Origin of the sequence: Streptomyces sp. NPDC053427, assembly GCF_044544985.1 — a bacterium.
In the GTDB taxonomy this organism is placed as follows: Bacteria; Actinomycetota; Actinomycetes; order Streptomycetales; family Streptomycetaceae; genus Streptomyces.
Window position 1 is genome coordinate 182,281 of sequence record NZ_JBITYA010000015.1, and the last position, 24,305, is coordinate 206,585.

Below are 24,305 nucleotides of genomic sequence, written 5' to 3' on the forward strand. Positions count from 1 at the left end.
GGCGCTCACTTCATGGTCGGGAGGGTGAAGCTCGCGCCCTCCTTGGCCCCGGAGGGCCAGCGCGAGGTGACGGTCTTGGTGCGGGTGTAGAAGCGGATCGCGTCCGGCCCGTGCTGGTTGAGGTCGCCGAATCCGGAGCGCTTCCAACCGCCGAAGGTGTGGTAGGCGACCGGGACGGGGATGGGCACGTTCACGCCGACCATGCCGGTGTTGACCCGGCGGGTGAAGTCGCGGGCGGTGTCTCCGTCGCGGGTGAAGATCGCCACGCCGTTGCCGTACGGGTGCTCGCTGGGCAGCCGCAGCGCCGCCTCGTAGTCGGCGGCCCGCACGACGCACAGCACGGGGCCGAAGATCTCTTCCCGGTAGACCCGCATCTGCGGGGTGACCCGGTCGAAGAGCGTGGCGCCCGCGAAGAAGCCGTTCTCATGGCCGGCGAGGGTGAAGCCGCGGCCGTCCACGACGAGTTCGGCGCCCTCGTTGACCCCGATGTCGACGTACCGGCGTACCCGGTCGAGGGCGTCCCGGCTGACGAGCGGCCCGAAGTCGGCGCCGGGGTCGTCGCTGCGGCCGATGCGCAGCTGCCCGATGCGCTCCTTCAGGCGCTCGACCAGGGCGTCGGCGGTGGCCTCGCCGACCGGTACGGCCACGGAGATCGCCATGCAGCGCTCCCCCGCCGAGCCGTAGCCCGCGCCGATCAGCGCATCGACGGCCTGGTCGAGGTCGGCGTCCGGCATGACGATCAGGTGGTTCTTGGCGCCGCCGAAGCACTGGGCGCGCTTGCCGTGCGCGGCGGCGGTGGCGTAGATGTGCGCGGCGATCGGGGTGGAGCCGACGAAGCCCAGCGCGCCGACCCTGGGGTCGGACAGCAGGGTGTCGACCGCTTCCTTGCCCCCGTTGACGACGTTGAGGACGCCCGGCGGGAGCCCCGCCTCCAGGAACAGCTCGGCGAGCCGGAGCGGTACCGAGGGGGCGCGCTCGGAAGGCTTGAGGATGAAGGAGTTTCCGCAGGCGAGGGCGGGTGCGGCCTTCCACAGCGGGATCATCGCGGGGAAGTTGAACGGGGTGATGCCGGCGGTGACGCCGAGGGGGCCGCGCAGCGAGTGCACGTCGATTCCGGTGCCGGCGTTGTCGGTGAATTCGCCCTTGAGCAGATGGGGAATGCCGGCGGCGAATTCGACGACCTCCAGGCCGCGTTGCAGGTCTCCGTGGGCGTCGGCGACCGTCTTGCCGTGTTCGGACGACAGCAGCCGGGCCAGCGACTCCCGCTCGCCTTCCACGAGTTGGAGGAACTTCAGCAGTACCCGGGCGCGGCGCTGCGGGTTCCACTCGCCCCATTCGCGCTGGGCCTCGGCGGCATCGGCGATCGCCGCCTCGGTCTCGGCGCGGTCGGCCAGCGGGACGCGGGCCTGCACCGTGCCGGTGTTGGGGTCGTACACATCGCCGTAGAGCCCCGAGGTGCCCGAGGCGTGCTTGCCGCCGATGAAATGTGCCAGTTCGCGGACCATGAAAGCCTGCTCTCCGTCAGGTGAGATCCGGGGATGGCGCGCCGGCCCGGCACGGACGCCGGACGGCGTGCGCGCAGAAGCGGCGCGAGAAGCGCAGGGCCGGGTGACCGTCAGATGTCGGTGATCGGTACCCGCCGGGTTCGCCGGTCAAGGGCGTGGGTGCACACCGGTGCCATGCGTGTCTGCTCCATCCTCGTGGACAACACGGAACACCCCGCGGCCGGTATCCTGACTCCCGGATCAGCACACGCTCCCCGGCCTTCCCGACGGACTTCTCCGTCAGTGGCCGGTCTCTTTCGGGGAGCGCATTCCCCGGTCACAGTGGCGGGACCGCGCCGGAATCACACCGGCTTCCCTGCACCGCGGGCCTTGCCCACGAACATATAGTTGGACGTCCTAGTAAGTCCACCCCGCCACGGACCGCACGGCGGGAATCCGCACCAGGTCCGGGCGGTCAGGCGTCCGTGATCACCGGATAGGGCACATGGCTGCGCCGGTCGGGGTCCACGGCCAGCCGTCCGCCGGCCGGGGGACGGGCCCTTTGGGCGCAGTCCCGGCGTTCGCAGATGCGGCAGCCCAGCCCGATCGGCGTCGCGGCGCCCGGATCGTCGAGGGCGGTGCCTTCCGCGTACACCAGACGGGGGGCGTGCCGGAGTTCGCAGCCCAGCGCGACGGCGAAGTCGGCGCGTGGCGCACGATGCCCGAAGCCGCCCCGGGTGACGGTACGTGCCACCCAGAAGTACCTCTTGCCGTCCGGCATTTCGGCGACCTGGGTGAGGATGCGCCCCGGTGCGGAGAACGCCTCGTAGACCGTCCAGAGCGGGCAGGTGCCGCCGAGCCGGGAGAAGTGGAAGTCGGTGGCGGACTGCCGTTTGGAGATGTTGCCGGCGCGATCGACGCGCAGGAAGGAGAAGGGAACGCCGCGGTGGCCGGTGCGCTGGAGGGTGGACAGCCGGTGGCACACGGTCTCGAAGCCGACGCCGAAGCGGGCCTGGAGCAGTTCGATGTCGTAGCGCAGTTCCTCGGCGGCGCGGTGGAAGACGGCGTACGGCATGAGCAGGGCGCCGGCGAAGTAGTTGGCGAGCCCGATCCGGGCCAGGTCGGCCGCCTGTGGCGACGCCAGGTCCGCGGCGTCCACCAAGGCGTCCAGCAGCGGAGAGTGTTCCAGGAGGGCCAGCTGGGTGGCGAGTTGGAAGGCGCGCTGTCCTTCGCTGAGCCACGGTGAGAGCAGGAGCAGCCCGCTGCCGGCGTCGAAGCGGCGTGCGTCCGCCCCCCGTTCAGGGGCTGCCTGGACGACCTTGATGCGATGCCGTGCGGCGAGCAATGCGGTGAGCGCGTCGGCCGCTCGTCCCGCTGTGCCGAGGCCCAGGCCTTCGGCGGTCCGCTCGGCCTCGGTGTCGAGGTCTTTGAAGTGGTTGTGGTGGGCGTAGAAGAAGTCCCGTACCTCGTCGTGGGGCTCGGCGGGCAGCAGGGCCGCGGTGTCCTCGGGGGAGGCGAGGGCTACGACTCGTTCTGCGGCGTCCCGGTAGCGGCGGTGCAGCGAGACGAGCGCCCGCGCCACCTCGGGGTGGTCGCGCGCCACGTCCACGGCCTCCTCCGGGAGCACCGGGGCGCCGCATGCCTCGTCGCCGAGGGCGGCCCGCAGATCGGTGGCCAGCCGTTCCTCGTCGGCCTCGGAGAAGAATTCCGGATCGATGCCGAAGACCTCGGCGATGCGCAGCAGCACCGGCGCGGTGAGGGGGCGCTGGCTGTGCTCGATCTGATTCAGATAGCTGGTCGACAGACCCAGGGCGCGGGCCAGTTCCACCTGGTTCATTCCCCGCTCACGACGCAGTCTGCGCAGTTTGGCGTGGGCGTAGATCTTCCGTCCGGCAGGCCGTCCCATGTGCGTACCGCGCCCCTCTCCCACCCCATTTATCGCGAAGATAGCATCCGCACCTTTTGCAAGATTTGCAGATTCGCAGCTCACGAGTGGAGGGATTCCGCTTGGTGGAGCTGTCGCGGCGCGGTGGCGCGCGGGGAAGGCTGAGTCCGGTACGCCGCACCCACCGCACCCCGCGAGGAGTCCCGTGATCGATCACCAGGTACGCGTGCACCCCAGCGCCGACCGCCTGCCCCGCGAGGAGCAGCTCGCCTGGAAACTGGCGGCCGTGGCCACCGGCACCCACGACGCGCCCGACCTCGACCCGGACGCCGTGGCGATGGCGGTCAACCGGGTCATCGACAACGCGTCGGTCGCCGTCGCCTCGCTGCGCCGCCGCCCCGTCGCGGTCGCCCGCGCCCAGGCACTCCCCCACCGGACCGCCCCCGGCGCCTCGGTCCTCGGCGCTGCCGCAGACGTCCGGGTGTCACCGGAGTGGGCGGCCTGGGCCAACGGCACGGCCGTACGCGAGCTGGACTTCCACGACACGTTCCTGGCCGCCGACTACTCCCACCCCGGCGACAACATCCCGCCGCTGCTCGCCGTCGCCCAGCACTCCGGACGCGGCGGCGCCGACCTGCTACGGGGCATCGTCGCGGCGTACGAGATCCACGTCGCGCTGGTCAAGGGCATCTGCCTGCACCGGCACCGCATCGACCACGTCGCCCACCTCGGTGCCGCGACCGCCTGCGGCATCGGCGCCCTGCTGCGGCTGGACACCGGGACCACCTACCAGGCCGTCCAGCAGGCGGTGCACACCACCACCGCGACCCGGCAGTCCCGCAAGGGCGAGATCTCCAGCTGGAAGGCGTACGCCCCCGCCTTCGCCGGCAAGGCCGCCATCGAAGCGGTCGACCGGGCCATGCGCGGCGAGGGCTCCCCCTCGCCGCTCTACGAAGGCGAGGACGGATTCCTCGCCTGGATGCTGGACGGCCCGCACGCCGCGTACACGGTCTCGCTGCCGGAGCCGGGGGAGCCGCGCCGGGCCATCCTCGACACGTACACCAAGGAGCACTCGGCCGAGTACCAGGCGCAGGCGGTCATCGACCTCGCCCGGCGGCTGCGGGACAGGGCCGGGCCGTTGGAGAAAGTCCGCTCGATCGTCCTGCACACCAGTCACCACACCCATCACGTGATCGGTTCCGGATCCGGCGATCCGCAGAAGTACGAGCCCACGGCCAGCCGCGAGACCCTGGACCACTCGGTGCCGTACATCTTCGCCGTTGCCCTGGAGGACGGCGCCTGGCACCACGAGCGCTCCTACGCCCCCGAGCGCGCCCGGCGGCCCGGGACGGTCGAGCTGTGGAACAGGATCTCCACGGTCGAGGACCCCGAGTGGACCCGCCGCTACCACGACCCCGACCCCGCGCGGCGGGCCTTCGGCGGACGCGCGGTGATCACGCTCGTGGACGGCACCGTCATCGAGGACGAACTCGCGGTCGCCGACGCGCACCCCGCCGGTGCCCGCCCCTTCGGCCGTGCCGGATACACCGCCAAGTTCCGCACGCTGACCGAGGGAATCGTCGCCACCGCCGATCAGGACCTGTTCCTGGAGGCCGCGGGACGGGTGAGGGAGCTGAACGCTCCCGGCCTGGCCGCGCTGTTCCCCGCCGTCGACACGGACGCGGTCGCCGGGTACGACGCGCAGCTCCCGAAAGGCCTGTTCTGATGCTGCACACCCGCACCACCCCCGCCTCGCGCCGCCGCGCCTTCCGCGAACGGCTCGCCTCGGGACGGCTGTTGAAGGTCCCCGGCGCGATCAACCCCTACTCCGCCCGGCTCGTCCAGGAGACCGGATTCGACGCCGTCTACCTCTCCGGAGCCGTACTCGCCGCCGACCTCGGACTGCCCGACATCGGCCTGACCACCTCCACCGAGATCGCCACCCGCGCCCAGCAGATCACCCGCGTCACCGACCTGCCCGCGCTCATCGACGCCGACACCGGCTTCGGCGAACCCATGAACGCCGCCCGCACCCTGCAGCTCATGGAGGACGCCGGACTCGCGGGCCTGCACCTGGAGGACCAGGTAAATCCCAAGCGGTGCGGCCACCTCGACGGCAAGAGCGTCGTGCCCCGCGAGGAGATGGCCCACCGGCTGCGGGCCGCCGCCGACGCCCGCCGCGACCCCGACTTCCTCCTCATGGCCCGCACCGACGCCCGCGCCGGGGAAGGACTCGCCGCCGCGATCGACCGCGGCAAGGCCTACGTGGACGCGGGCGCCGACGCCCTCTTCCCCGAAGCCCTCGCGGACGAGGCCGAGTTCGAGGCGTTCCGTCGGGCCGTGGACGTCCCGCTGCTGGCCAACATGACCGAATTCGGCAAGAGCCGGCTCCTCGACGCGCGCACGCTGGAAAACCTGGGCTACAACATCGCCCTCTACCCCGTCACCCTCTTCCGCCTCGCCATGGGCGCGGTCGAGGACGGACTGCGCACCCTCGCCGCCGAGGGCACCCAGGAGTCCCTGCTGCCCCGGATGCAGACCCGCTCCCGTCTGTACGAAGTGCTCGGCTACGGGGAATACGCCGCCTTCGACTCGGCCGTCTTCGACTTCACGCTCCCGCCCGGCACCTGACCCGCACCGGAGGCCCGCCATGACCACCACGCCCGAGATCCACCGCGGTCTCACCGGTGTCGTCGTCGACACCACCGCCATCTCCACGGTCATCCAGGAGACCAACTCCCTGACCTACCGCGGCTACGCGGTCCAGGACCTCGCCGCCCACTGCTCGTTCGAGGAGGTCGCCCACCTGCTCTGGTACGGAGAGCTCCCCGACGCCGAGCAGCTGCACGAGTTCCGGGCGCGCGAGCGCACCCTGCGCCCCCTGGACCGCACCGCTGCCGAACTGCTCGCCCGGCTGCCGGAAACCTGCCACCCCATGGACGTGCTGCGCACCGCCGTCAGCTTCTTCGGCTCCGAGGATCCCACCGAGGACGACGGCAGCGCCGCCGCCAACCGCGCCAAGTCACTCGCGCTGCTGGCGAAACTGCCGGTCGTGGTCGCCGCCGACCACCGCCGCCGGCGCGGACTCGCCCCCCTCCAGCCCGACCCTTCCCTCGGCTACGCCGAGAACTTCTTCCACATGTGCTTCGGCGCCCTACCCTCCCCCGAAGTCGTCCGGTGCTTCGAGATCTCCCTCGTCCTCTACGCCGAACACAGCTTCAACGCCTCGACGTTCACCGCCCGCGTCGTCACCTCCACCCTCTCCGACCTCTACAGCGCCGTGACCGCGGCGATCGGCGCGCTGAAGGGCCCGTTGCACGGCGGCGCCAACGAGGCCGTGATGCGCATGCTCCACGAGATCGGCGATCCGCAGCGGGCCGAACGGTGGCTGGACGAGGCGCTGGCCACCAAACGGAAGATCATGGGTTTCGGACACCGCGTCTACAAGCATGGCGACTCCCGCGTCCCGATCATGCAGGAGGCCACCGACCGCCTCGTAGGGAGAGCGGACGACCCGGACGTCGCCCGGCTCGCCACCCTCCACGCGGCACTGCGCCACGCGATGCTCAGCCGCAAGGGCATCCATCCCAACCTCGACTACCCCGCCGGGCTCGCGTACCACCTGATGGGGTTCGACATCCCCACCTTCACCCCGCTCTTCGTGATGAGCCGCATCACCGGATGGACCGCGCACATCACCGAGCAGCTGGAACACAACTCCCTCATCCGCCCGCTGGGCGTCTACAACGGACCGGGCCGGCGCGCGGTCCCGGCACACGCCCGGTAGGTGCCGCGGAGCGAGCGGTGACCGATGGTCCGCCCTCCGTGCCCTCCTCGCCGGCGCCTTGTGCCCGTCGCTCTCGCGGCGCGGCCCCGCCTTGACCTTGACACGTTGACAAGGTCTTCACTACGGGCCAAGGAGGTGGCCCCGATGACCATGCCGAAACAGGACACGAACACGGTGGGAGTTCTCCAGGGGCTGGAGAACGGCAGCTCGTCGGTGCGGCTGCGAGCGGCGCTGGCGGCCGGCACGACCCCGGACCCGCGGATCATCGACACCCTCGTCGCACGCTGCGCGATCGAGCCCGAATTCTCCGTGCGCGAAATGCTTACCTGGGCGCTGATCCGTCAGCCCTCATCGATGACGGTCCCCACGCTCATCGACGAACTCCGCTCGGAGCGGGCGCAGGCACGGAGCCAGGCGTTGCACACGCTGTCCAAGATCGGGGATCGGCAGGCGTGGCCGGCGCTCACACGGGCGCTTTTGACCGACGCCGACGACGAGGTGGCGCGGAGCGCGTGGCGGGCAGCGGTCGTGCTCGTGCCCGAAGGTGAAGAGCCCCAGCTGGCCGGGGTGTTGGCGACGCAGCTCGGGCGCGGCGAGCGTGCGACGCAGTTGAGCCTCAGCCGGGCGCTGATCGCGCTCGGTGAGGTGATGCTGCCGACTCTGCGCGCCGCGAGGACGGATCTCGACCCTCGGGTGCGTCGGCACGCGATCGCCACGGAACGGCTGTTGCGCGACCCGGATGCCGGGTTCGAGTTCGCGATCGAGGAGGCGAAGCGGATCATTGCCCTCGGCACGACCGGCCAGGAGGGGTGAGAGGCAGTGTTGATCGGTGAGGTGGCACGACGGTCCGGGGTCAGCGCCCGCATGCTCAGGCATTACGACTCGCTCGGCCTGGTCCGGCCGACGGGGCGTACCCAGGCGGGCTATCGGGAGTACTCCGGCGCGGACATCCGGCGCATCTTCCACATCGAGAGCCTGCGGTCGTTGGGGCTGTCGCTGCGTGAGGTCGGGTGCGCGCTGGATGATCCTGGCTTCACGCCCTCGGACCTCGTCGACGACCTCATCCGCCAGACGCGCGACCGCATTGCGGGGGAGACGGCGCTGCTCACGCGACTCCGCCGGATCGGCGCCGCGGAACCCGCCGGCTGGGAGGACGTCCTCCAGACCGTCGCACTCCTCCAGGCCTTGGGGTCGGAGAGCGCCGGGAAGCGCCAGCGCGCGGCCTTGTCCTCGGTCGGAGAGGTTCCGTTGCCGGTGGAAGCTCTGGTCGAGGCAGCGTTGAGCGAGACGGACCCGAACGTCGCCGGAGCCCTTCGATGGGCTCTGGCGCAATCGGGCGCGGGCGGATTGGCGCTGCTGGCGGAGGGCCTCGGCTCGCCGGTGGCCGACGTGCGCGAACGTGCCGTCCGGTCCATCGCCGAGATTCCGGACGGTGAGGCGACCGCACTGCTGCGGGACGCCCTCACGAACTCCGACATCGTGGTCCGCAGGTGCGCGGCTGTGGCGCTCGGGGCACGTGGAGTGGCCGACGCGGTCCCGACGCTCATCGGCATGATCGTCGAGGAGGCGAACGACGTCGATGCGGCCGATGCACTGAGCGCCCTGGCGAGCGGGCCCGCTTCGGCGGATCGGATCGCTACCGGGCTCGTCGACCGCCTCGCCGACGGCGCCCTTGACTCGTCTGCACGTCGACGGCTGACAGAGGCGCTCGCGGACATCCCGGGAATCGCCGCGTCACATGCCCTCGGGGATCTGTCACATGACGAAGACCGTGCCGTTGCGCTTACCGCGGCGTACATTCTCACGCTGCGCAATGCACGATAATGGATCTTTCCTGGGGTGCTGTGTGCGTGAGGCTCAGCTGTTGCTGGTCACCGCCGCCAAGGCCACCGCATCGCCGAGGACCCCGGCTGTACCGCGCCGCACCGCCGTGCGGTACAGCCGGGTGAGTAGGTCGTAGGCGGCCTCGCCTGCGCGGGCGGCAGCTGATCCACACCCACGCGGAGGACGGCCGCACCGCAGTATTCAGGGGTCAGCCGGTCACCTGGGCGAGATCGGCGGCTCCGAAGGAGACCGAGAACCGCTCGCACCAGATCACGGCGCTGTGGAACTTCGACAGGTCCGTGCCGGCCGGGACGGTGTAGTTCTGGTTGCCCAGGTTGCCCTTGAGCTTCCCGAGGGCGACGGCTCCGTTCCCGAGTCCCTTCTTGGCCGCATCGGCTTCCTGGGTCGACAGATAGACCCGTACGTCCGGCCCCTCGGAGGTCTTGAGGTGCTCCAGCCGCAACACCTGGCCGCCGTCCGCGAGCCGGACCGTACGGGCGGTGCCGCTGGTGTCGTGTTCGTGGCTGACGAAGCGGCCCTCGGCGAGCCCCGTCGGCGCCGCTCCGCCCTTCGTGCCGGCCTCGTCCTTCCTCTGCGCGGGCGCGGAAACGGTGGGCAGGGCCTCGTTCACCGTCGTGTCGGTGAACGCCTTCCAGGGCTGGAACACAGCGAGCCCGATACCGGCGGCGACCACCAGCACGAGAAGGACGGGCACAACGGTACGGCGCGACATACGGGACACCAAGACCTCCTGAAAAGGGAACGAGCGGGCCGACCGCAACCGGTCGGCCCCGCCGTGTGTCCAGGAAAGCCCAACTCGCCCGCACAGGGGGACCAGGGCCAACGCCCTGTAAGACACCGGTAACCAGCCAGGGACAACCGATCTCCTGCACCCACGCCGCGAACCGCGACTGCTGCTCGCGCAACCACACGGGCAGCACATCGTTCTCCGACCGCAGCACGTCCAACGTACGCGCTTCCCGCATCTCCTCGGCGCTCCAACTCACTCTGCTCATCGGCCCCGACCACAGAGGCGGCCACTGCCATACGCCCCGGCGCACGTGCGGCGTCAGCGTTCGTCTTCCGCCGAGAAGGTCACCTCCGCCGTGTCGACGGTCCCCCCGCGGCGCCCCGGAGCGCTCTGCCACTGCCAGTAGAGGTTGGTATGGGCGATCACCTTGTCCGGGGCCGGCGCGCCGTACTCGGTGAAGTCCTCCGTCGTGTGGGCATCGCCGACCAGCGTGACGTCGTACCCGCGGACCATGCCGCCGTGGAGGGTGGAGCGGATGCATCCGTCGGTCTGCGCGCCGGTGACAACCAGCCGGCCCACGCCACGCTCGGCGAGCAGCGCCTCCAACTCGGTGTCCTCGAAGGAGTCGCCGTAGGTCTTGTGGACGAGGGGCTCCGCATCCTGGCGGACCAGATCCGGGACGTACTGCCAGCTCTCGCTGTCCCGCTTGAGCTCGTCGCTGGAGTGCTGCACCCAGATCACGGGCACCGCCCGCGCGCGAGCCCGGTCGACCAGGGTGGCGATGTTCGCGAGGACGCCGTCGCGGTTGTGGGTGCCGGCCATCACCCCCTTCTGGACGTCGATGACGAGCAGCGCGGTGTTCGGCCGATCGGGCAAGGTCGTCATGGAAGCTCCCCTGTTGCGTGATGTCCCGTCATGACTGGTGTACCGACCAGCGTAGGACGGACCACTGACAACGCCCCCTCGTCGCCGCGTCGGCGGGGATCCTCCCCCCGACATCGCCGAGCGCCGCCCGGGCCGGACTCTGTGGGCCGTCGGTGGCAATGTGGCCCGCCCCCGCTTGCGCCTGCTGCCCGGGCTCCCACCCCGCGCTGAAGAATCGCCTGGTCAGGACGGACAGGCAGACAGCCGCGTCTGAGCAGTACCGAGGGGAACGACCGATGGATGGAGCAGGACGCCCGGACCGTAGAGCTTTTCTCGCCTGTGGATTTGCGGGTGCCACGGCCGCGCTGTCGGGGTGCTCGGCGAAGACGGCCGCCTCGTCGACGCCCGGCCCGTCGACGGCGGGCCCGTCGACGACCGGCGCTTCGCCGACCGGACGCCCGACCACGCCCGCCGCGGCGTTCGCGCGACTGATGGACGGCAACAGGCGCTGGGTGAGCGGAGATCTACAGCACCCCGACCGGGACCCGGACCGGCGTCAGTTCGTGGCCCAGGCGCAGGAGCCGTTCGGGGCGGTCCTCTCGTGCATCGACTCCCGAGTGCCGCCTGAACTCCTCTTCGACACCGGGCTGGGTGACCTCTATGTGATGCGCACGGGCGGCGAGGCGGTCGGCCCGGTGGTCACCGGTTCCGTCGAGTACGGGCCGTTGACGAGTGCCACCCCGCTCATCGTGGTCCTCGGACATCAGCGCTGCGGCGCCGTCAAGGCGGCGTACGAGTCCCTCCGTGACGACAAGCCGCTGCCCGGGAACCTCCAGGCGATCGTCAAGGCGCTGCAGCCGGCCTACGCCGAGGCAGCCCGGAAAGGCGGCGCCGACCCCGTCGACACCATGACCCGCGCCCAGGTCACCTTGACCGCGAACGACCTGCGTTCCAATCAGGACCTCGCCCCGCTCGTGAAAAAGCGCGCCCTTGCCGTGGTCGGCGCCTACTACTCACTCGACACCGGCAAGGTGGAAGTCCTGGTTGGCGCCCCGTCCTGACCGGCCCGTACTCCACGGAGCGCCTGCGTTCCCCACCCGGTCGGTGTCGGCACGGGTCTCCGAGGCGACCTCGACGACGGGCAGCGTGTCCCGGACGAGCAGCGCGGCCCAGGGGCTCCGGGCGGGCTGTCACCGTACGTGCCTGTTCTCGTACAGTACGTGCTGCCTGCGCTCCGTCAGGCGCCAAGTCCACCGGTTCACCAGGAGACAACTGTGGTCACCGACGCCGGCCTCGGCCCCCTCCCGCGCGTTCCCGGGACGGACCGCCCGGTCCCCGAAGCCGAGCCCGCACTCGTGGAGCGGTGGCATTCCGGCGGGGGTGAACTGGTCGATCTGCTGGCCCAGGTGCGCGAGCAGGTCGGCGGTATCGGAGCGTTCCGCCTCGGACCTGACCCCACCGTCCTGGTCACCGACCCGCAGGCGGTCCAGCACGTACTCGCCCATCACCCGGACCGTTACGTCAAGCGCTCCCACCGCGCCCGCCTGCTGATCGGCGACGGCATCGTCGCCGCCACCGGCGCGGCGTGGAAGCGGCAACGCCGCCTGCTGCAATCCCAGTTCACCGGCACCGGGATGCGCCGCTACGAACACCGAATCACCGAGGCCGCCCGGACCACCGCCGGACGCTGGTCGGAGTACGCCCGTACGGGGCGGACCTTCGATGTCGGGCGGGAGATGCACCGCTTTGCCCTGGACACCATCTGGCGCTCGCTCACCGGTCACCCCCTGGACGAGGCAACCGAGCGCGAACTGGCCTCCGTGGCAGCCGTGATGGCCGCCCTTCCGACTCTGCCGGCCGATGCCTCCGACGCCCAGGACGCCGTTGCCGCCGACCTCGCCCGGATCGACGCGGTCGCCCGGCGCGCCGTCGAGGCCGCCCGGAGCGGGGCGGCCGGTCCCGACGGCCCGGGCCTGGTGCACCTCTTGGTGGACGGGAGCTCCGAGCACCCCGAGTACACCGACCGGCTGATCCGCGACGAGCTGGTCACGTTGCTCGTCGCCGGGCACGAGACCACCGCCACCACCCTGACCTGGCTCTATCTGCTCCTCGACCGGTATCCCGCCGCCCGCGAGCGGGCGCTGGCCGCCGGCGACGAAGGATCGACGCAGCGCCGTCAGGCCGTCCAGGCACTGATCCATGAGACGCTCCGGCTCTATCCGCCCGCCTGGCTCCTGCCCCGCCACGCCGCCGAGGACGACACCCTCGCCGGCTACGCCGTCAAGGCGGGCACCGACATCCTGGTCTGCCCCTACCTCACGCACCGCGACCCCCAGCTGTGGCCGGACCCGGAGTCCTTCGCCCCCCAACGCTTCACCGTTCCGGACGGCCGCCCCACCCACCCCGGCGCCTACCTCCCCTTCGGCATCGGCCCCCGCGCCTGCCTCGGTGTGCAGTTCGCGCTCCGCGAAGCGACCGTCCTCCTCGAACACCTCCTGCCGTCCCACACCGTGGCGTTCCCTTCCACCCCCGCGAAGGCGGCCTACGGCATCGTCGTCCGCCCCGACGGGCCGACTCCCGCGACCCTGGAACCCCCACGCGCCTGAGACGTCCCCCACCACACGGTGCCCGGGGCCCGGGCACCGCCGGTACACCAGGAACCGCCGGTACACCAGGGACCGCCGGCACACCGGGAGCTCAGTCCGTCGGCAGGGCGTCCGGCAGGCCGAGCGCCGCGGACACATGGCGCCAGATGGAGGTGAGCGTCGTGTCCAGGGTGACCGTCGGATCGCGCAGCATGAGGCGGATGCCGTAGCCGTCGCTCAGGGACAGGACGAGCGTGCTGAGGGCGTCCACGTCGGTCGGTGTGAACTCACCCGAGGCGATACCGCGCCGTACCGCGCCGGACACCCAGGCGTGCAGTTGCGCGTACAGGTCCACGGCGAAGACGCGGGTGGTCTCGTCGCGCAGCGCCCGGACCCACAGCTCCTGCCACAGTCGCCAGTCCTGGAGCAGTTGGGCGTCGGACGGCAGCAGGTTGCGCAGGATGCGGGCCAGGATGACCGCCGCCGGCGCCGTCCCCGCGTCGCGTTCGACGTCCACGGCGGTGTTGGCGAAGGAATGCGTCATCGCCTCGGTGAACAGCTTCTCGCGCGTGTCGAAGTGGTAGTGCAGCAGCGCCGTCGACACGCCGGCCCGCTCGGCGACCATGCGCATGCGGATCTTCTCGAAGCCGATGTCGGCGATGACCTCGCACGCCGCGGTCAGGATGCGCTCGCGCGTGTCTGCCGTGCGCGCCTTGCTGGACACCCTGCGGCTCCCGTCGTTCGGTGGGCGTACGCCGTGACCATCTTCCCTCACCGCCGACGCCCCGGTGTCACCCCCTCGCGCTCCGGCCGGCTGTCGTACGCGTGGAAGCCCTGCCCGGACTTCCGCCCCAGCAGGCCGGCCTCCACCATCCGGGACAACAGGGGCGGCGGCGAGTACTGGGGCTCGCGGAACTCCGCGTACAGCGACTCGGCGATGGCCCGCGTGGTGTCCAGGCCGATCAGGTCCGCCAGGGCCAGCGGACCGAGCGGGTGCGCGCAGCCGAGGACCATGCCCCGGTCGATGTCCTCGACGGTCGAACTGCCCGACTCCACCATGCGGATGGCGGCCAGGAGGTACGGGACGAGCAGCGCATTGACCACGAACCCGGCCTTGTCCCGGGTGCGGACCACCTCCTTGCCGAGGGCGGTGGTCACAAAGTTCTCGGCCCGGGCCGCGGTGGTGGGCGAGGTGAGCAGCGACGGGACGAGTTCGACGAGTCGCAGGACCGGTACGGGGTTGAAGAAGTGCACGCCGACGACGCGATCGGGGCGGCCGGTCGCGGCGGCGAGCCGGATGACCGGGATGGAGGAGGTGTTGGTCGCAAGGAGGGTGCGTTCGCCGGTGACGAGGGCGTCGAGGCGGGTGAAGACGTCGAGTTTCAGGCCCTCGTCCTCTGCTACCGCCTCGATCACCAGGTCGTGGTCGTGCAGGGCCTCCATCTGGTCGACCACGGTGATCAGGGCCGAGGCGGCCTCGCGCCGCTCGGCGCTGAGCTTGCCGTGGGCGGCGGCGCGGTCGAGCGAGCGGGTGATGCGCCGTAGGCCCGCGCGGGCCGCCTCCGCGTCGCGTTCCACCACCGTTACCGGCAGGTCGGCGCGTGCGCAGACCTCGGCGATCCCGGCGCCCATCAGGCCGCAGCCCACGACCCCTACACGCTCGATGTCGCTCATCCGTCTTCCTCTCCGATCCTGTCGAGTCGTCCGGTATCCGGCCGGTACCGGCTACGGCCGGCCGGGGCGCGCGTGGCGGGCCCCGGCCGCCGGGCGTCATGCGACGGGCAGGTCCAGGACGTCCGTACCGCGCTTGATGAGTTCGTTGGCGATGATCAGCCGCTGGATCTCGGAGGTGCCCTCCCAGATCCGGTCCACGCGCAGCTCGCGGTAGAGCCGTTCGACGGCGTAGGAACGGTCGTAGCCGCGGCCGCCGTGGATCTGCAGGCACCGGTCGATCACCCGGCCCGAGGCCTCGCTGGCCGAGAGCTTGGCGATGGCCGCCTTGGCGTGCAGCGTCTTGCGGTCCTCGGCCGGGGCCTGGTCGATCTCCCACGCGACCTGGTGGGTGTAGGCCCGGTTGACGGCGATGTCGACGGCCGAGTCCGCGAGCATGCCCTGGATCAGCTGGTACGAGGCGATCGGGGCGCCGAACTGCTCCCGCTCCACGGCCCAGTCACGGGCCAGCTCCAGGGCCCGTTCGGCCGCGCCGGTGGTGCGGGCCGCGATCATCAGCCGCTCCTCGGTGAACCAGGAGCGGGTGATGTCGTATCCCTCGCCGATGCCGCCGAGCACGGCGTCCTCGCCGACCTGGACGTCGGTGAAGGTGAACTCGGGGTGCTCGTAGACGAAGGTGTGCATCCAGCGCGGGACGCGCGTCATCTCGATGCCGGGGGTGTCCTTGTCGACGAGGAACAGCGTCGGTGCGCGCTCCGGGCCGGCCGCGGCGAGCACGATCATGAAGTCGGCGTGGTCGCCGACGGTCACGAACCACTTCTCGCCGTTGAGCACCCAGCCCCGGTCGTTCCTGGTCGCGGTGGTGGCGAGGTTCTGCGGGTCCGATCCGGCGCCGGGCTCGGTGACGGCGTAGCAGTCGCGCCGCGCTCCCTTGATCACCGGGACGAGGAAGCGCTCGCGCTGCTCGGGCGTGCAGAACCGGAGGGCGTTGGCGGGCCGCCACACCATGTCCCACAGGGCACCGGTGAGGCGCCCCAACTCCTCCTGCACGGTGACCTGTTCGGCGATGGTGAGGCCGGCGCCGCCCCATTCGGCGGGCATGTTGACGGCCTGGAGTCCGGCGTCCAGGACCGCGTCGCGGATCGTGGCATGGGCGCTCGCGGGCAGGCCGTTGTTCTCCTCGCACTCGATCTCGTAGCCGGCGATGAGGTCGGTGAGGGCGCGCGCGTCGGCCTTGAGCTGTGACTGGCGCGGGGTGAGACGGAAGTCCATGGAAATCCTCGCTGCGTGGTGGCGAAAGGGGGGTTCAGTGCGTGGGGAGGGCCAGGGCGCGGGTGCCGCGCTTGATGAGTTCGTTGGCGATGATCAGCCGCTGGATCTCGGAGGTGCCCTCCCAGATCCGGTCGACGCGCAGCTCGCGGTACATGCGCTCGACGGGGTAGGTGCGGTCGTAGCCGCGGCCGCCGAAGATCTGCAGACAGCGGTCGGCGACCCGGCCGGCGGCCTCGCTGGCGGCGAGCTTGGCGGTGGAGGCCTTGGCGTGCAGGGTCTTGCGGTCGGTGCCCGGCTGGTCGGCCTCCCAGGCGACCTGGTGGGTGTAGGCCCGGTTGACGGCGATGTCGACGGCGCAGTCGGCGAGCATGCCCTGGATCAGCTGGAAGGAGGCGATCGGGGCGCCGAACTGCTCCCGCTCCACGGCCCAGTCACGGGCGAGTTGCAGGGCGCGCTCGGCGGCGCCGACCGTGCGGGCCGCGATCATCAGGCGCTCGTCGGTGAACCATTCCTTGGTCAGCTCGTAGCCGTTGCCGACGCCGCCGAGCACGTCCTCGTCGGCCACGAAGACGTCGGTGAAGGTGAACTCGGGGTGCCCGTTGACGGCGGAGTGCATGAAGTGGGGCACGCGGGTCATCTCGACTCCGGGCGCGGCCTTGTCCACGAAGAAGAGCGTGGGCAGCCGGTCGGGGCCCGCGTCCGCCTGCACCAGCAGGAAGTCGGCGATGTCGCCGCAGGTGACGAACCACTTCTCGCCGTTGAGCAGCCAGCCGCCGTCGGTGCGGGTGGCCGTGGAGGTGCCGGAGGAGGGGTCGGACCCCGCGCCGGGCTCGGTGACGGCGAACGCGTCGAACTTCTCGGCGCGGATCACGGGGAGCAGGTACTTCTCACGCTGCCGCTCGTCGCCCTGGGCCAGGACGTTGGCGGGCCGCCAGGGGATGTCCCACAGGCAGTTGGTGACCTTGCCGAACTCCTCCTCGACGATGACCTGGTCGAGGAGGCTGAGGCCGGCCCCGCCCCACTCGGCGGGCATGTTGATGGCGTAGACCCCGGCGTCCATGGCGGCCCGGGTCAGTTCGGTCACGAGCCGCTGCGGGAGGGGTCCGCCGGCCTGCTCGGACTGGTCCTCGTAACGCATCAGCAGCCGTGCGTAGTCGGCGGCGCGGCGCTTCAGGTCGGCCTGCTCGGGGGTGTAGCGCATGTCCATGGTGGCCTCTTCGGTCGTGGGACGGCGGGCGGGAAGGGTCAGGCGAGTACGGCGCGGGAGTCGAGGGCGAGGACGCCGTCGGGGCGTACGAGAAGGGGGTTGACCTCGATCTCGGCGATCTCCGGGTGGGCGGCGGCGAACGCGGTGATCGTCTCGACGGCCGCCGCGGCCGCCACGACATCGACCGGGGGTCTGCCGCGCACTCCGTCGAGCAGGGCGGCGGTGCGCAGCCCGCGCAGCAGATGCAGGGCGCGGCCGGCGGGCACGGGGGCCAGGGTGAAGGCGACGTCGTGCAGCGCCTCGGCCAGCACTCCGCCGAGGCCCACCATGGCGACCGGACCGAACCGCGGGTCCCGGTTGACGCCGACGATCAGCTCGATGCCGTCGGTGAGGTCCGCCATGGCCTCCACGGAGTAGGCGGCGGCGCCGAGCCGGGCGTGCATCTCCCGGAAGGCGGCGAGCAGTTCGTCGGGTCCGGCCAGGCCCAGTGCGACGCCTCCCGCGTCGGACTTGTGCAGCAGATGCAGGGCCTTGAGGACGTAGGGCCCGGTGAACTCCTCGGTCGCGGCGCGCAGTTCGGCCTCGTCGTGGATCTCGCGGGCGGCGGGAAAGGCGAGTCCGGCCGCTTCGAGGGCCCCGCGGGTCTCCATGTAGCCGCTCGCGCGCAGCGGTGGCGCGGGCGGGGGCAGGGGCGTGACGCCGGTGCGCAGTGCGCGGGGTGCCGCGGCGGAGAGCGCGCGGGCGGCGTCCTCGGTGGCGTCGAAGACCGGTATGCCGGCGTCCCGGAGGGTGCGGCAGCTCGGGGAGTGGGGGTACATCGACTGCACCACCAGGGGTTTGGCGATGGCACGGTGACGGGCCGCGATGCGGCGCGCCGCGGCCAGTTCGCCCTCCGCGAGCGCCCTTCCTCCTCCTCCGAGACCGCCGTCGGCCGCCGCGTAGCCGCCGAAGTAGCCGGTCATCAGAACGGCGTCCACTTCCGGGGCCGCCAGCAGCGCGGCGACGCTCTCCGCGTACGAGCCGGGGTCCTGCTCGCCCCTTCCGGCGAGGTCCACCGGGTTGGCGACGGCCGACTGCTCCCACAGGGCCTCGCGCAGCCGCAGGCGGGTGGGCTCCCGGAGTTCGGGCACGGTCAGCCCGGCGGCCTCGACGGCGTCGGCGGCGACGACGCCGTGTCCGCCGCCGTCCGTGAGCACGGCGACCCGGCGGCCGGCCGCCCGGCGCCGGCCGTTCAACGCGGCCAGCGCGACGGCGAGTTCGCGGGGCGTGGCGACCAGTTCCACACCGGCGTCGCGGCAGGCCGCGGTCACCACGTCGGCGGAGGTGGTCAGCGCCCCGGTGTGCGACTGGGCGCTGCGGGCGGAGGCGTCGCCGCGGCCGGCGGTGAGCAGCACCACGGGTTTCCCGGCGTCGGCGGCCGCCTCGGCGAAGGCGCGTCCGTCGCCGAAGTCCTCCGCGTAGACCGCGATGGCGCGGGTGCCCTCGTGCCGGGCGCAGTCGGCGAGCAGGTCAACGAGGGTGACGTCGGCCTGGTTGCCGAGCGAGACGAAGCGGGAGAAGCCGAGGCCGTGCGGGGCGAAGCGGAGCTGGAGTTCGAGGGCGAGGTTGCCGCTCTGGCTCAGGAGCGCGACGCCGCCGGGGGTGAAGGTGTCGGAGGCCAGGAAGAGGTCGGTGGTGTTGTCGGCCAGCCCCAGGCAGTTGGGCCCGACCAGCACGGCGCCCGCGGCACGTACACGTTCGGCGACGGCCTGCTGGCGTGCCCGCCCCGCGTCGCCGGTCTCGGCGAATCCCGCGGTGATCGCGACGATCGCCCTGGCCCCGCACCGCAGGGCCTCGTCGACGGCGTCCTCGAAGCCGGCGGCGGGCACGGAGACCACCGCCAGGTCGACGGGCTCGCCGAGCGCGCTCAGGCTGGGCGCGGCAGGCCGGCCGAGCACCGTGCCGCCGCGGCGGTTGACCAGGTGGACGGGGCGGCGGCCGTTCGCGCGGACGGCCTGCGCGGCGATGGCGTGGCCGTACTTGGCCGGGTCGTCGCTGGCTCCGACGACGGCGACGGAGACGGGGTCGAAGAGGGCGGACAGGTCGCGTCCCATGTCACTTCACCACCCGCAGGGCGGAGTTGGGGCAGGCGGCCACGGCGTCCGCGGCGGCTTCCTCGCCGCCTTGCGGGACGTCGTTGCCGCGCACCTGCGCGTAGCCCCACTCGTCGAGGTCGATCAGTTCGGGCGCGGGTTCCTGGCAGAGGCCGTAGCCCTGGCAGCGGGTGGAGTCCAGCAGGAGTTTCATGGCGGTCCTTTCAGTGCGCGGGGTTCGGTCGGCGGGGTGGGGTGGGTCAGGGCACCGGCACCGTGAAGCGGCGGCCGCTGCCGGGTGCCGCGTCCGCGCACGCGGGGCAGGTGGCGCCGCGGTGGGCGTCGACCCGGTCGGGGAAGTGGGCGAGGAGGGTGGCGACGATGCGGGCGGCGGCGTCGAGCAGTCCGCAGGCACCGCGGCCGGGCAACTGCCGTGACCAGCGGCGCAGTTGGTCGGCCGTGTCGTCGCCCGCCTCACCGTGTGCGACGGTGGCGAGCGTTCCGGCCAGCGCCCCGGTGCCGGAGACGCACACCCCGCATTGCCGGGCACTCTGCGCCGCCAGATAGGCCGCGGCTTCGGCGGCCACGCCGACCGGGCAGTCCTGCGGGTGCAGGAAGTGCAGCGCTCCGCAGCCGAGCGCGCCACCGGCCGCGTTCAGACGGTCCTGGTCGAGCGGAAGGTCCGTCCAGCCCGCGCCGTACAGGCCGCCGAACAGCCCGCCCAGCAGGACCCCTTCGGCCCCGCCGTGCCCGCCCAGGTCGGCGAGGACCTTCAACTGCGTACCGGCGGGCACCTCGACCAGCGCGGTGCCACCGGTCCCGGGGCCCGCGAGCGTCACCAGATGCGTACCGGCGACGAGTGCCGCATCGTCGGGACGCGCGTGCATCAGCGCGACACGGGCCAGCGTCTCCACGTTGGCGACGAGGGTGGGCGCGCCACCGACGCCGCTCTCGAACGGACGGGGTGGCTTCGCCCGGGGCAGGGCCGGGCCGCCGTCGATGCGCCGTACGGCCGCGGTCTCCTCCCCCGCTACGTAGGCGTGCTCCACCCGTACGACGTCGACGGGCAGGTCCGGGGGGCGTTCGGCGAGCGCCTGGCGGACGGCGTGCTCGGCCGGGGCATCGGAGAGGTACACGAAGCCGCGGTCGGCGCCGGTCATGGCGGCGGCCAGCCTGAGGCCGTCCAGGACCGTGTGCGGTCGGTGACGCAGCAGCCAGCGGTCCTTGACGGAACCCGGCTCGCCCTCCTCGCCGTTGGCGACGACGACGGGCCGACCCGGTGCATCGCGTACGGTGCGCAGCTTGACGGCGGCGGGGAATCCGGCCCCGCCCCGGCCACGCAGTCCCGCCGTGGCGATCCGGTCGAGCAGCCGGTCGGGCACCGGCAGGGGGGCGTAGCCGTCGGCGGCGAGGTAGGGGGAGAGGTCCTCGCCACCGGCGGACGCTGGGGCGAGCAGGCCGTGCCGTCCTTCGGGGAGGAGCGAGAACACGCCGGTCATACGGTGCTCCTGGGCTCGGAGTGGCCGATGGGGGCGGGGGCACGGCGGGCTCTGAGGCGCGCCAACGCCCGTTCCAGATCGCGCCGTTGCACGGCGGTGCGCGCGTAACCGGCCCCGGGCAGGCCGATCAGCATGCGGTGGTGGTCGAGGACGACCTCGCCGGCCACCAGGGCGGGCCGCGGGTCGGCGGTCGCGGATCCCGCCGCGGCCTCGACGACGAGGGTGGTGACCTCGCCGAGGTAGCGCAGCCAGCGGCGTTGCGTGCCGCGCAGCACCAGCCGCTCGACGCGGTGCCGCTCGGCGGCGACGAGCGCCGACGGCGGGCGGTCGTCCGCCGGGGCCCGCAGGGCAGCCACCACAACGGGCAGTTCCTGTTCGGGCTCGGGGGTGAGGCCGAGCCATACCAGACTTCGACGAGCGCTCATGCGTGCCTCCGGGAGCGCACCGTCTCCGGGTGGTCCGGAGAACGGCGTGGCGCGGCGATGGCGTGGACGGGGAGGCTCCGGCGCCGTGAGGAGAGGGGCGGGGAGCTGTGCGGGGTGCCCGGCCGGGGCCGTGCACGGCGTGGACGGAGGGTGTCCGGATCGGTGTGCGGGGCCCGTCTGGGCCGACACCTGCCGGACCGGGGGCGGCCGGATCCGGCCGCCCGGTGGGGTGCGGACGGTGTCCGCGGGCTTACGGAATGCGCCTGGGCGACCGTCTGCGGGCCCGGGCCATCCGCCTACCAGGAGACTAACTAACTAATTAGTCAGCCCACAAGTCTTGACTTGACTCCACGGCGGGCGCAGTCTGACTAACCAATTAGTCAGCCGGGATCCCGGCAGGTCCGGAAGCCGCAGACGGCACACCTGCCGCCGCCCGTTCCGCGTACAGCCTCACCGCCCATCGCCGCCGCCGCGGCGCGGAGGAGGACTCCATGCACCCCTCGACCACCCGGGCAGCCGCCCACTCCCCTGCCCCGCCGGAGCCGTCCTCCGAGCACCCCGGGGAAGCGCTGCCCGCGCACTACTACACCGACCCGACCGTCGCCGAGGCCGAGACCGAGCGCATCTTCGCCAAGTCCTGGCAGCTCGTCTGCCACGAATCCGACCTCCCCGGCCCCGGCGCACGGCTGGTCGGCTCGGTAGCCGGCCGGGAGGTGCTGGTCGTCCGTACCGAGGACGGCGACCTCGCCGCCCACCTCAACGTCTGCCGGCACCGCGGCACCCGCCTGGTGGCCGCCCCCGAGTCGTCGGGCAAGGCCATCCGCTGCCCGTACCACGGCTGGACCTACAAGCTGGACGGACGGCTCGTCGGCGCCCCCGAGGCCCGCCGGATCCCCTGCCTGGACAAGCCCCGCCTGGGGCTGCACCCGGTCAAGGTGGAGTCCTTCCTCGGCTTCGTCTTCGCCAACCTCGATCTCGACGCCGTGCCGCTCGCGGAGAGCTGCGCCGGGCTCGCCGAGGCCGTCGGCCACTATGCCGGGCCCGGCCTGGTACCCGTCGGCAAGTACCGCATCCACGACCTCAAGGGCGGCGAGGAGCAGAACGCCAACTGGAAGGTGATCGTCGACAACTATCTCGAGGGCTACCACGTCCCCGTGGCCCACCCCGCGCTCATGCGGCTGCTGGACTACCAGGCGTACACGGTGGACGTGCAGGAGAACTACGTTCTTTTCGAGTCCCCGCTGCGCGACAAGCCGTCCTCGAACTGGACCGAGCGGCTCTACCAGCGGCTGGCGACCCCCATGCCGGGGCTGACCGAGGCCGACCGGCGCGTATGGCGCTACGCCGTGATCTATCCCAACACCCTCATCGACTTCTACCCTGACCACGTGCTCGCGTGGACCGCCCTGCCCACCGCCCAGGACCGGGCGGCGATCCCCGGCGCCTTCTACACCCGGCACGGGGAGAGCGTCCGCACCCGGCTGGCCCGGCGGCTGAACATCCACATCGGCTGGGTCACCAACGACGAGGACGCCGAGCTGGTGGAGCGCGTGCAGGCCGGACTGCGTACGCCCGGCTTCGAGCCGGGTCCGCTCTCCGCTCGCGAGGCCGCCGTCGGCTGGTTCGCCCGCCGGGTCCGGGACGACCTGGAGGGGGACGCACAGTGACGGCCTCCCGCGCGGCCGCCGCGCCGCACTCGCCCGCCGTACGCCTTCCGTCGGGCTTATCCCGCGCCCGCTGACGCGCGCTCGCACCCTCCCCAGACCGGTCTTCACTACGGAGTCAGGGCCTCCGTGAGCCGACCAACCGGTCCCGCCCTGGACTTGTGCCGTTCCTCGACGGAGAGGACGCTCCATGTCCCCCGAGGTACCCCCACCGACCCGACGCGCCGTGCTGCGGGCAGGCGCCTTCGGCCTGCTCGGCGCCGCGGCCGGTGGCTGTGGGTTCATGCCCGCGAAAGCACCCGACGCCAAGGCCCTCGCCCCGGTCCGGCCGCGCGTCGACGGCGATCTCGTCTATTTCAACTGGGCCGACTACGTCGACCCGTCCGTATTCAGGGGCTTCGAGAAGGAGTACGGCGTCAAGGTCATCCAGTCGAACTTCGACTCGATGGAAGGCATGGTCGCCAAGCTCAACGCCGGGAACCGCTACGACATCATCTTCCCCACCGCCAAGTGGGCCCAGCGCCTGGTCCGCGGCGGCCGGCTGCGCCGCATCGACCACTCCCGACTCGCCCATGCGCACGCCGTGTTCGGCACGTACACCTACTTCGCCGACCCCTGGTACGACCCCGGTTCCGCGCACACCGTCCCCTTCACCGCGTACAAGACCGGCATCGGCTGGCGCCGCGACCGGATCGGCGAGCTGACCGACTCCTGGAAGGACCTGTGGAGCGACAAGGCCCGGGGCAAGGTCTTCCTGCTCGACGACCGGGACGAGGTCCTCGGCATGGGCGCCCTCGAACTCGGGCTGGACGTCAGCACCGGGGACTCCGGCGACCTCGACCGCATCACCTCCCTGCTGGGCACCCTGCGACCGCGGCTGCGCGGCTTCTCCAGCGACAGCTACAACAACCTCCTCAACGGCAACGCGCTCATGACGCAGGCGTGGAGCGGCGACATGGCCGCCATGCTCAACCAGGCCAAGGACCCTTCCGTGTTCGGCTTCCAGGCTCCCAAGAAGGGCGCGCCGATCAACTCCGACTGCTACGCCATCCCCTGGAACGCCCCCCACCCCGGCACCGCGATGCTGTTCATCGACTACATGCTGCGGCCGGAGAACGTGAAGAAGAACATCGAGTACATCGGCTACCCGATGCCGGTGGCGGGCTACGAGAAGGTCTACGCGGACGTGGTCAAACCCTTCCCCGAGTGTCTCGTCACCCAGGACGACCTGAAGGCGGACCTGTTCTTCCGCAACGGCAGCCGCGCGGTGGAGAACGCCCGCGACACCGCCTGGACCCATGTGAAGGCGGGCTGA

General features: G+C 71.9%; 21 protein-coding genes and 1 riboswitch. Of the genes, 9 read left to right on the forward strand and 12 right to left on the reverse strand.

Annotated features, from left to right (window positions below; translation table 11 throughout):
- Positions 1-5: 5 nt before the first annotated feature.
- Both ACIGWZ_RS34965 and ACIGWZ_RS34970 read right to left on the reverse strand, forming a co-directional pair.
- Positions 6-1,505 carry a CoA-acylating methylmalonate-semialdehyde dehydrogenase gene (locus ACIGWZ_RS34965; protein ID WP_400071245.1) on the reverse strand — a complete coding sequence of 500 codons (1,500 nt, stop codon included), beginning with the start codon at positions 1,503-1,505 and terminating at the stop codon, positions 6-8.
- 200 nt (positions 1,506-1,705) lie between these two features.
- A riboswitch (cobalamin riboswitch) is annotated at positions 1,706-1,892 on the reverse strand.
- A gap of 67 nt (positions 1,893-1,959) precedes the next feature.
- On the reverse strand, positions 1,960-3,390 hold the full coding sequence (locus tag ACIGWZ_RS34970) for a short-chain fatty acyl-CoA regulator family protein (RefSeq protein WP_400071247.1): 1,431 nt from the start codon (positions 3,388-3,390) through the stop codon (positions 1,960-1,962).
- A 184-nt stretch (positions 3,391-3,574) separates the two neighbouring features.
- Here ACIGWZ_RS34970 and ACIGWZ_RS34975 point away from each other — a divergent pair, with 184 nt between their 5' ends.
- The 5 genes from ACIGWZ_RS34975 to ACIGWZ_RS34995 all read left to right on the forward strand — a co-directional run bounded on the left by ACIGWZ_RS34975 (position 3,575) and on the right by ACIGWZ_RS34995 (position 8,980).
- The gene (locus ACIGWZ_RS34975; protein WP_400071250.1) at positions 3,575-5,095 is read left to right on the forward strand and encodes an MmgE/PrpD family protein; all 1,521 of its coding nucleotides are present in this window, start codon (positions 3,575-3,577) and stop codon (positions 5,093-5,095) included.
- Positions 5,095-6,000 carry a methylisocitrate lyase gene (prpB, locus tag ACIGWZ_RS34980; protein WP_400071252.1) on the forward strand — a complete coding sequence of 302 codons (906 nt, stop codon included), beginning with the start codon at positions 5,095-5,097 and terminating at the stop codon, positions 5,998-6,000. Before ACIGWZ_RS34975 ends, prpB begins: the two co-directional genes overlap by 1 nt.
- Before the next feature lie 19 nt (positions 6,001-6,019).
- A complete protein-coding gene (locus tag ACIGWZ_RS34985; RefSeq protein ID WP_400071253.1) occupies positions 6,020-7,156 on the forward strand; it encodes a bifunctional 2-methylcitrate synthase/citrate synthase in 1,137 nt (378 codons plus the stop codon).
- 144 nt (positions 7,157-7,300) lie between these two features.
- Positions 7,301-7,969: a HEAT repeat domain-containing protein gene (locus tag ACIGWZ_RS34990; protein ID WP_400071255.1), complete on the forward strand. Its 669-nt coding sequence runs from the start codon at positions 7,301-7,303 to the stop codon at positions 7,967-7,969.
- A 6-nt stretch (positions 7,970-7,975) separates the two neighbouring features.
- Positions 7,976-8,980 (forward strand): HEAT repeat domain-containing protein, encoded by a 1,005-nt coding sequence (locus tag ACIGWZ_RS34995; protein ID WP_400071257.1) that lies wholly within the window; start codon positions 7,976-7,978, stop codon positions 8,978-8,980.
- Positions 8,981-9,188: 208 nt separating this feature from the next.
- On the opposite strand, the gene ACIGWZ_RS35000 is transcribed toward ACIGWZ_RS34995, so the two are convergent.
- Together ACIGWZ_RS35000 and ACIGWZ_RS35005 are read right to left on the reverse strand one after the other, a co-directional pair.
- The gene (locus tag ACIGWZ_RS35000; protein WP_400071385.1) at positions 9,189-9,713 is read right to left on the reverse strand and encodes a DM13 domain-containing protein; all 525 of its coding nucleotides are present in this window, start codon (positions 9,711-9,713) and stop codon (positions 9,189-9,191) included.
- A 336-nt stretch (positions 9,714-10,049) separates the two neighbouring features.
- Positions 10,050-10,616: an isochorismatase family protein gene (locus ACIGWZ_RS35005; protein WP_400071259.1), complete on the reverse strand. Its 567-nt coding sequence runs from the start codon at positions 10,614-10,616 to the stop codon at positions 10,050-10,052.
- A 275-nt stretch (positions 10,617-10,891) separates the two neighbouring features.
- Between ACIGWZ_RS35005 and ACIGWZ_RS35010 the strand changes: the two genes are divergently transcribed.
- Both ACIGWZ_RS35010 and ACIGWZ_RS35015 read left to right on the forward strand, forming a co-directional pair.
- Positions 10,892-11,656, forward strand: coding sequence for a carbonic anhydrase (locus tag ACIGWZ_RS35010; protein ID WP_400071261.1), 765 nt, complete (start codon positions 10,892-10,894; stop codon positions 11,654-11,656).
- A 213-nt stretch (positions 11,657-11,869) separates the two neighbouring features.
- Positions 11,870-13,201, forward strand: a complete 1,332-nt coding sequence (locus ACIGWZ_RS35015) for a cytochrome P450 (protein ID WP_400071264.1) — start codon at positions 11,870-11,872, stop codon at positions 13,199-13,201.
- A gap of 91 nt (positions 13,202-13,292) precedes the next feature.
- On the opposite strand, the gene ACIGWZ_RS35020 is transcribed toward ACIGWZ_RS35015, so the two are convergent.
- The 8 genes from ACIGWZ_RS35020 to ACIGWZ_RS35055 form a co-directional block, all read right to left on the reverse strand.
- On the reverse strand, positions 13,293-13,904 hold the full coding sequence (locus ACIGWZ_RS35020; protein ID WP_400071266.1) for a TetR/AcrR family transcriptional regulator: 612 nt from the start codon (positions 13,902-13,904) through the stop codon (positions 13,293-13,295).
- Between the two features lie 47 nt (positions 13,905-13,951).
- A complete protein-coding gene (locus ACIGWZ_RS35025) occupies positions 13,952-14,854 on the reverse strand; it encodes a 3-hydroxybutyryl-CoA dehydrogenase (protein ID WP_400071268.1) in 903 nt (300 codons plus the stop codon).
- A gap of 96 nt (positions 14,855-14,950) precedes the next feature.
- Entirely contained in the window at positions 14,951-16,123 is a 1,173-nt protein-coding gene (locus ACIGWZ_RS35030) for an acyl-CoA dehydrogenase family protein (protein ID WP_400071270.1), read from the reverse strand.
- Between the two features lie 34 nt (positions 16,124-16,157).
- The gene (locus ACIGWZ_RS35035; RefSeq protein WP_400071271.1) at positions 16,158-17,330 is read right to left on the reverse strand and encodes an acyl-CoA dehydrogenase family protein; all 1,173 of its coding nucleotides are present in this window, start codon (positions 17,328-17,330) and stop codon (positions 16,158-16,160) included.
- A 38-nt stretch (positions 17,331-17,368) separates the two neighbouring features.
- Entirely contained in the window at positions 17,369-19,423 is a 2,055-nt protein-coding gene (locus ACIGWZ_RS35040) for an acetate--CoA ligase family protein (protein ID WP_400071273.1), read from the reverse strand.
- A gap of 1 nt (position 19,424) precedes the next feature.
- Positions 19,425-19,616, reverse strand: a complete 192-nt coding sequence (locus ACIGWZ_RS35045) for a ferredoxin (protein WP_400071275.1) — start codon at positions 19,614-19,616, stop codon at positions 19,425-19,427.
- Positions 19,617-19,662: 46 nt separating this feature from the next.
- The gene (locus ACIGWZ_RS35050) at positions 19,663-20,901 is read right to left on the reverse strand and encodes an NADH-ubiquinone oxidoreductase-F iron-sulfur binding region domain-containing protein (RefSeq protein ID WP_400071277.1); all 1,239 of its coding nucleotides are present in this window, start codon (positions 20,899-20,901) and stop codon (positions 19,663-19,665) included.
- On the reverse strand, positions 20,898-21,326 hold the full coding sequence (locus ACIGWZ_RS35055) for a hypothetical protein (protein WP_400071279.1): 429 nt from the start codon (positions 21,324-21,326) through the stop codon (positions 20,898-20,900). The genes ACIGWZ_RS35050 and ACIGWZ_RS35055 overlap by 4 nt, the downstream gene beginning before the upstream one ends.
- Positions 21,327-21,817: 491 nt before the next feature.
- On the opposite strand from ACIGWZ_RS35055, the gene ACIGWZ_RS35060 reads away from it, so the two are divergent.
- Both ACIGWZ_RS35060 and ACIGWZ_RS35065 read left to right on the forward strand, forming a co-directional pair.
- A complete protein-coding gene (locus ACIGWZ_RS35060) occupies positions 21,818-22,993 on the forward strand; it encodes an aromatic ring-hydroxylating dioxygenase subunit alpha (RefSeq protein ID WP_400071281.1) in 1,176 nt (391 codons plus the stop codon).
- Positions 22,994-23,180: 187 nt separating this feature from the next.
- Positions 23,181-24,305, forward strand: coding sequence for a spermidine/putrescine ABC transporter substrate-binding protein (locus ACIGWZ_RS35065; protein WP_400071283.1), 1,125 nt, complete (start codon positions 23,181-23,183; stop codon positions 24,303-24,305).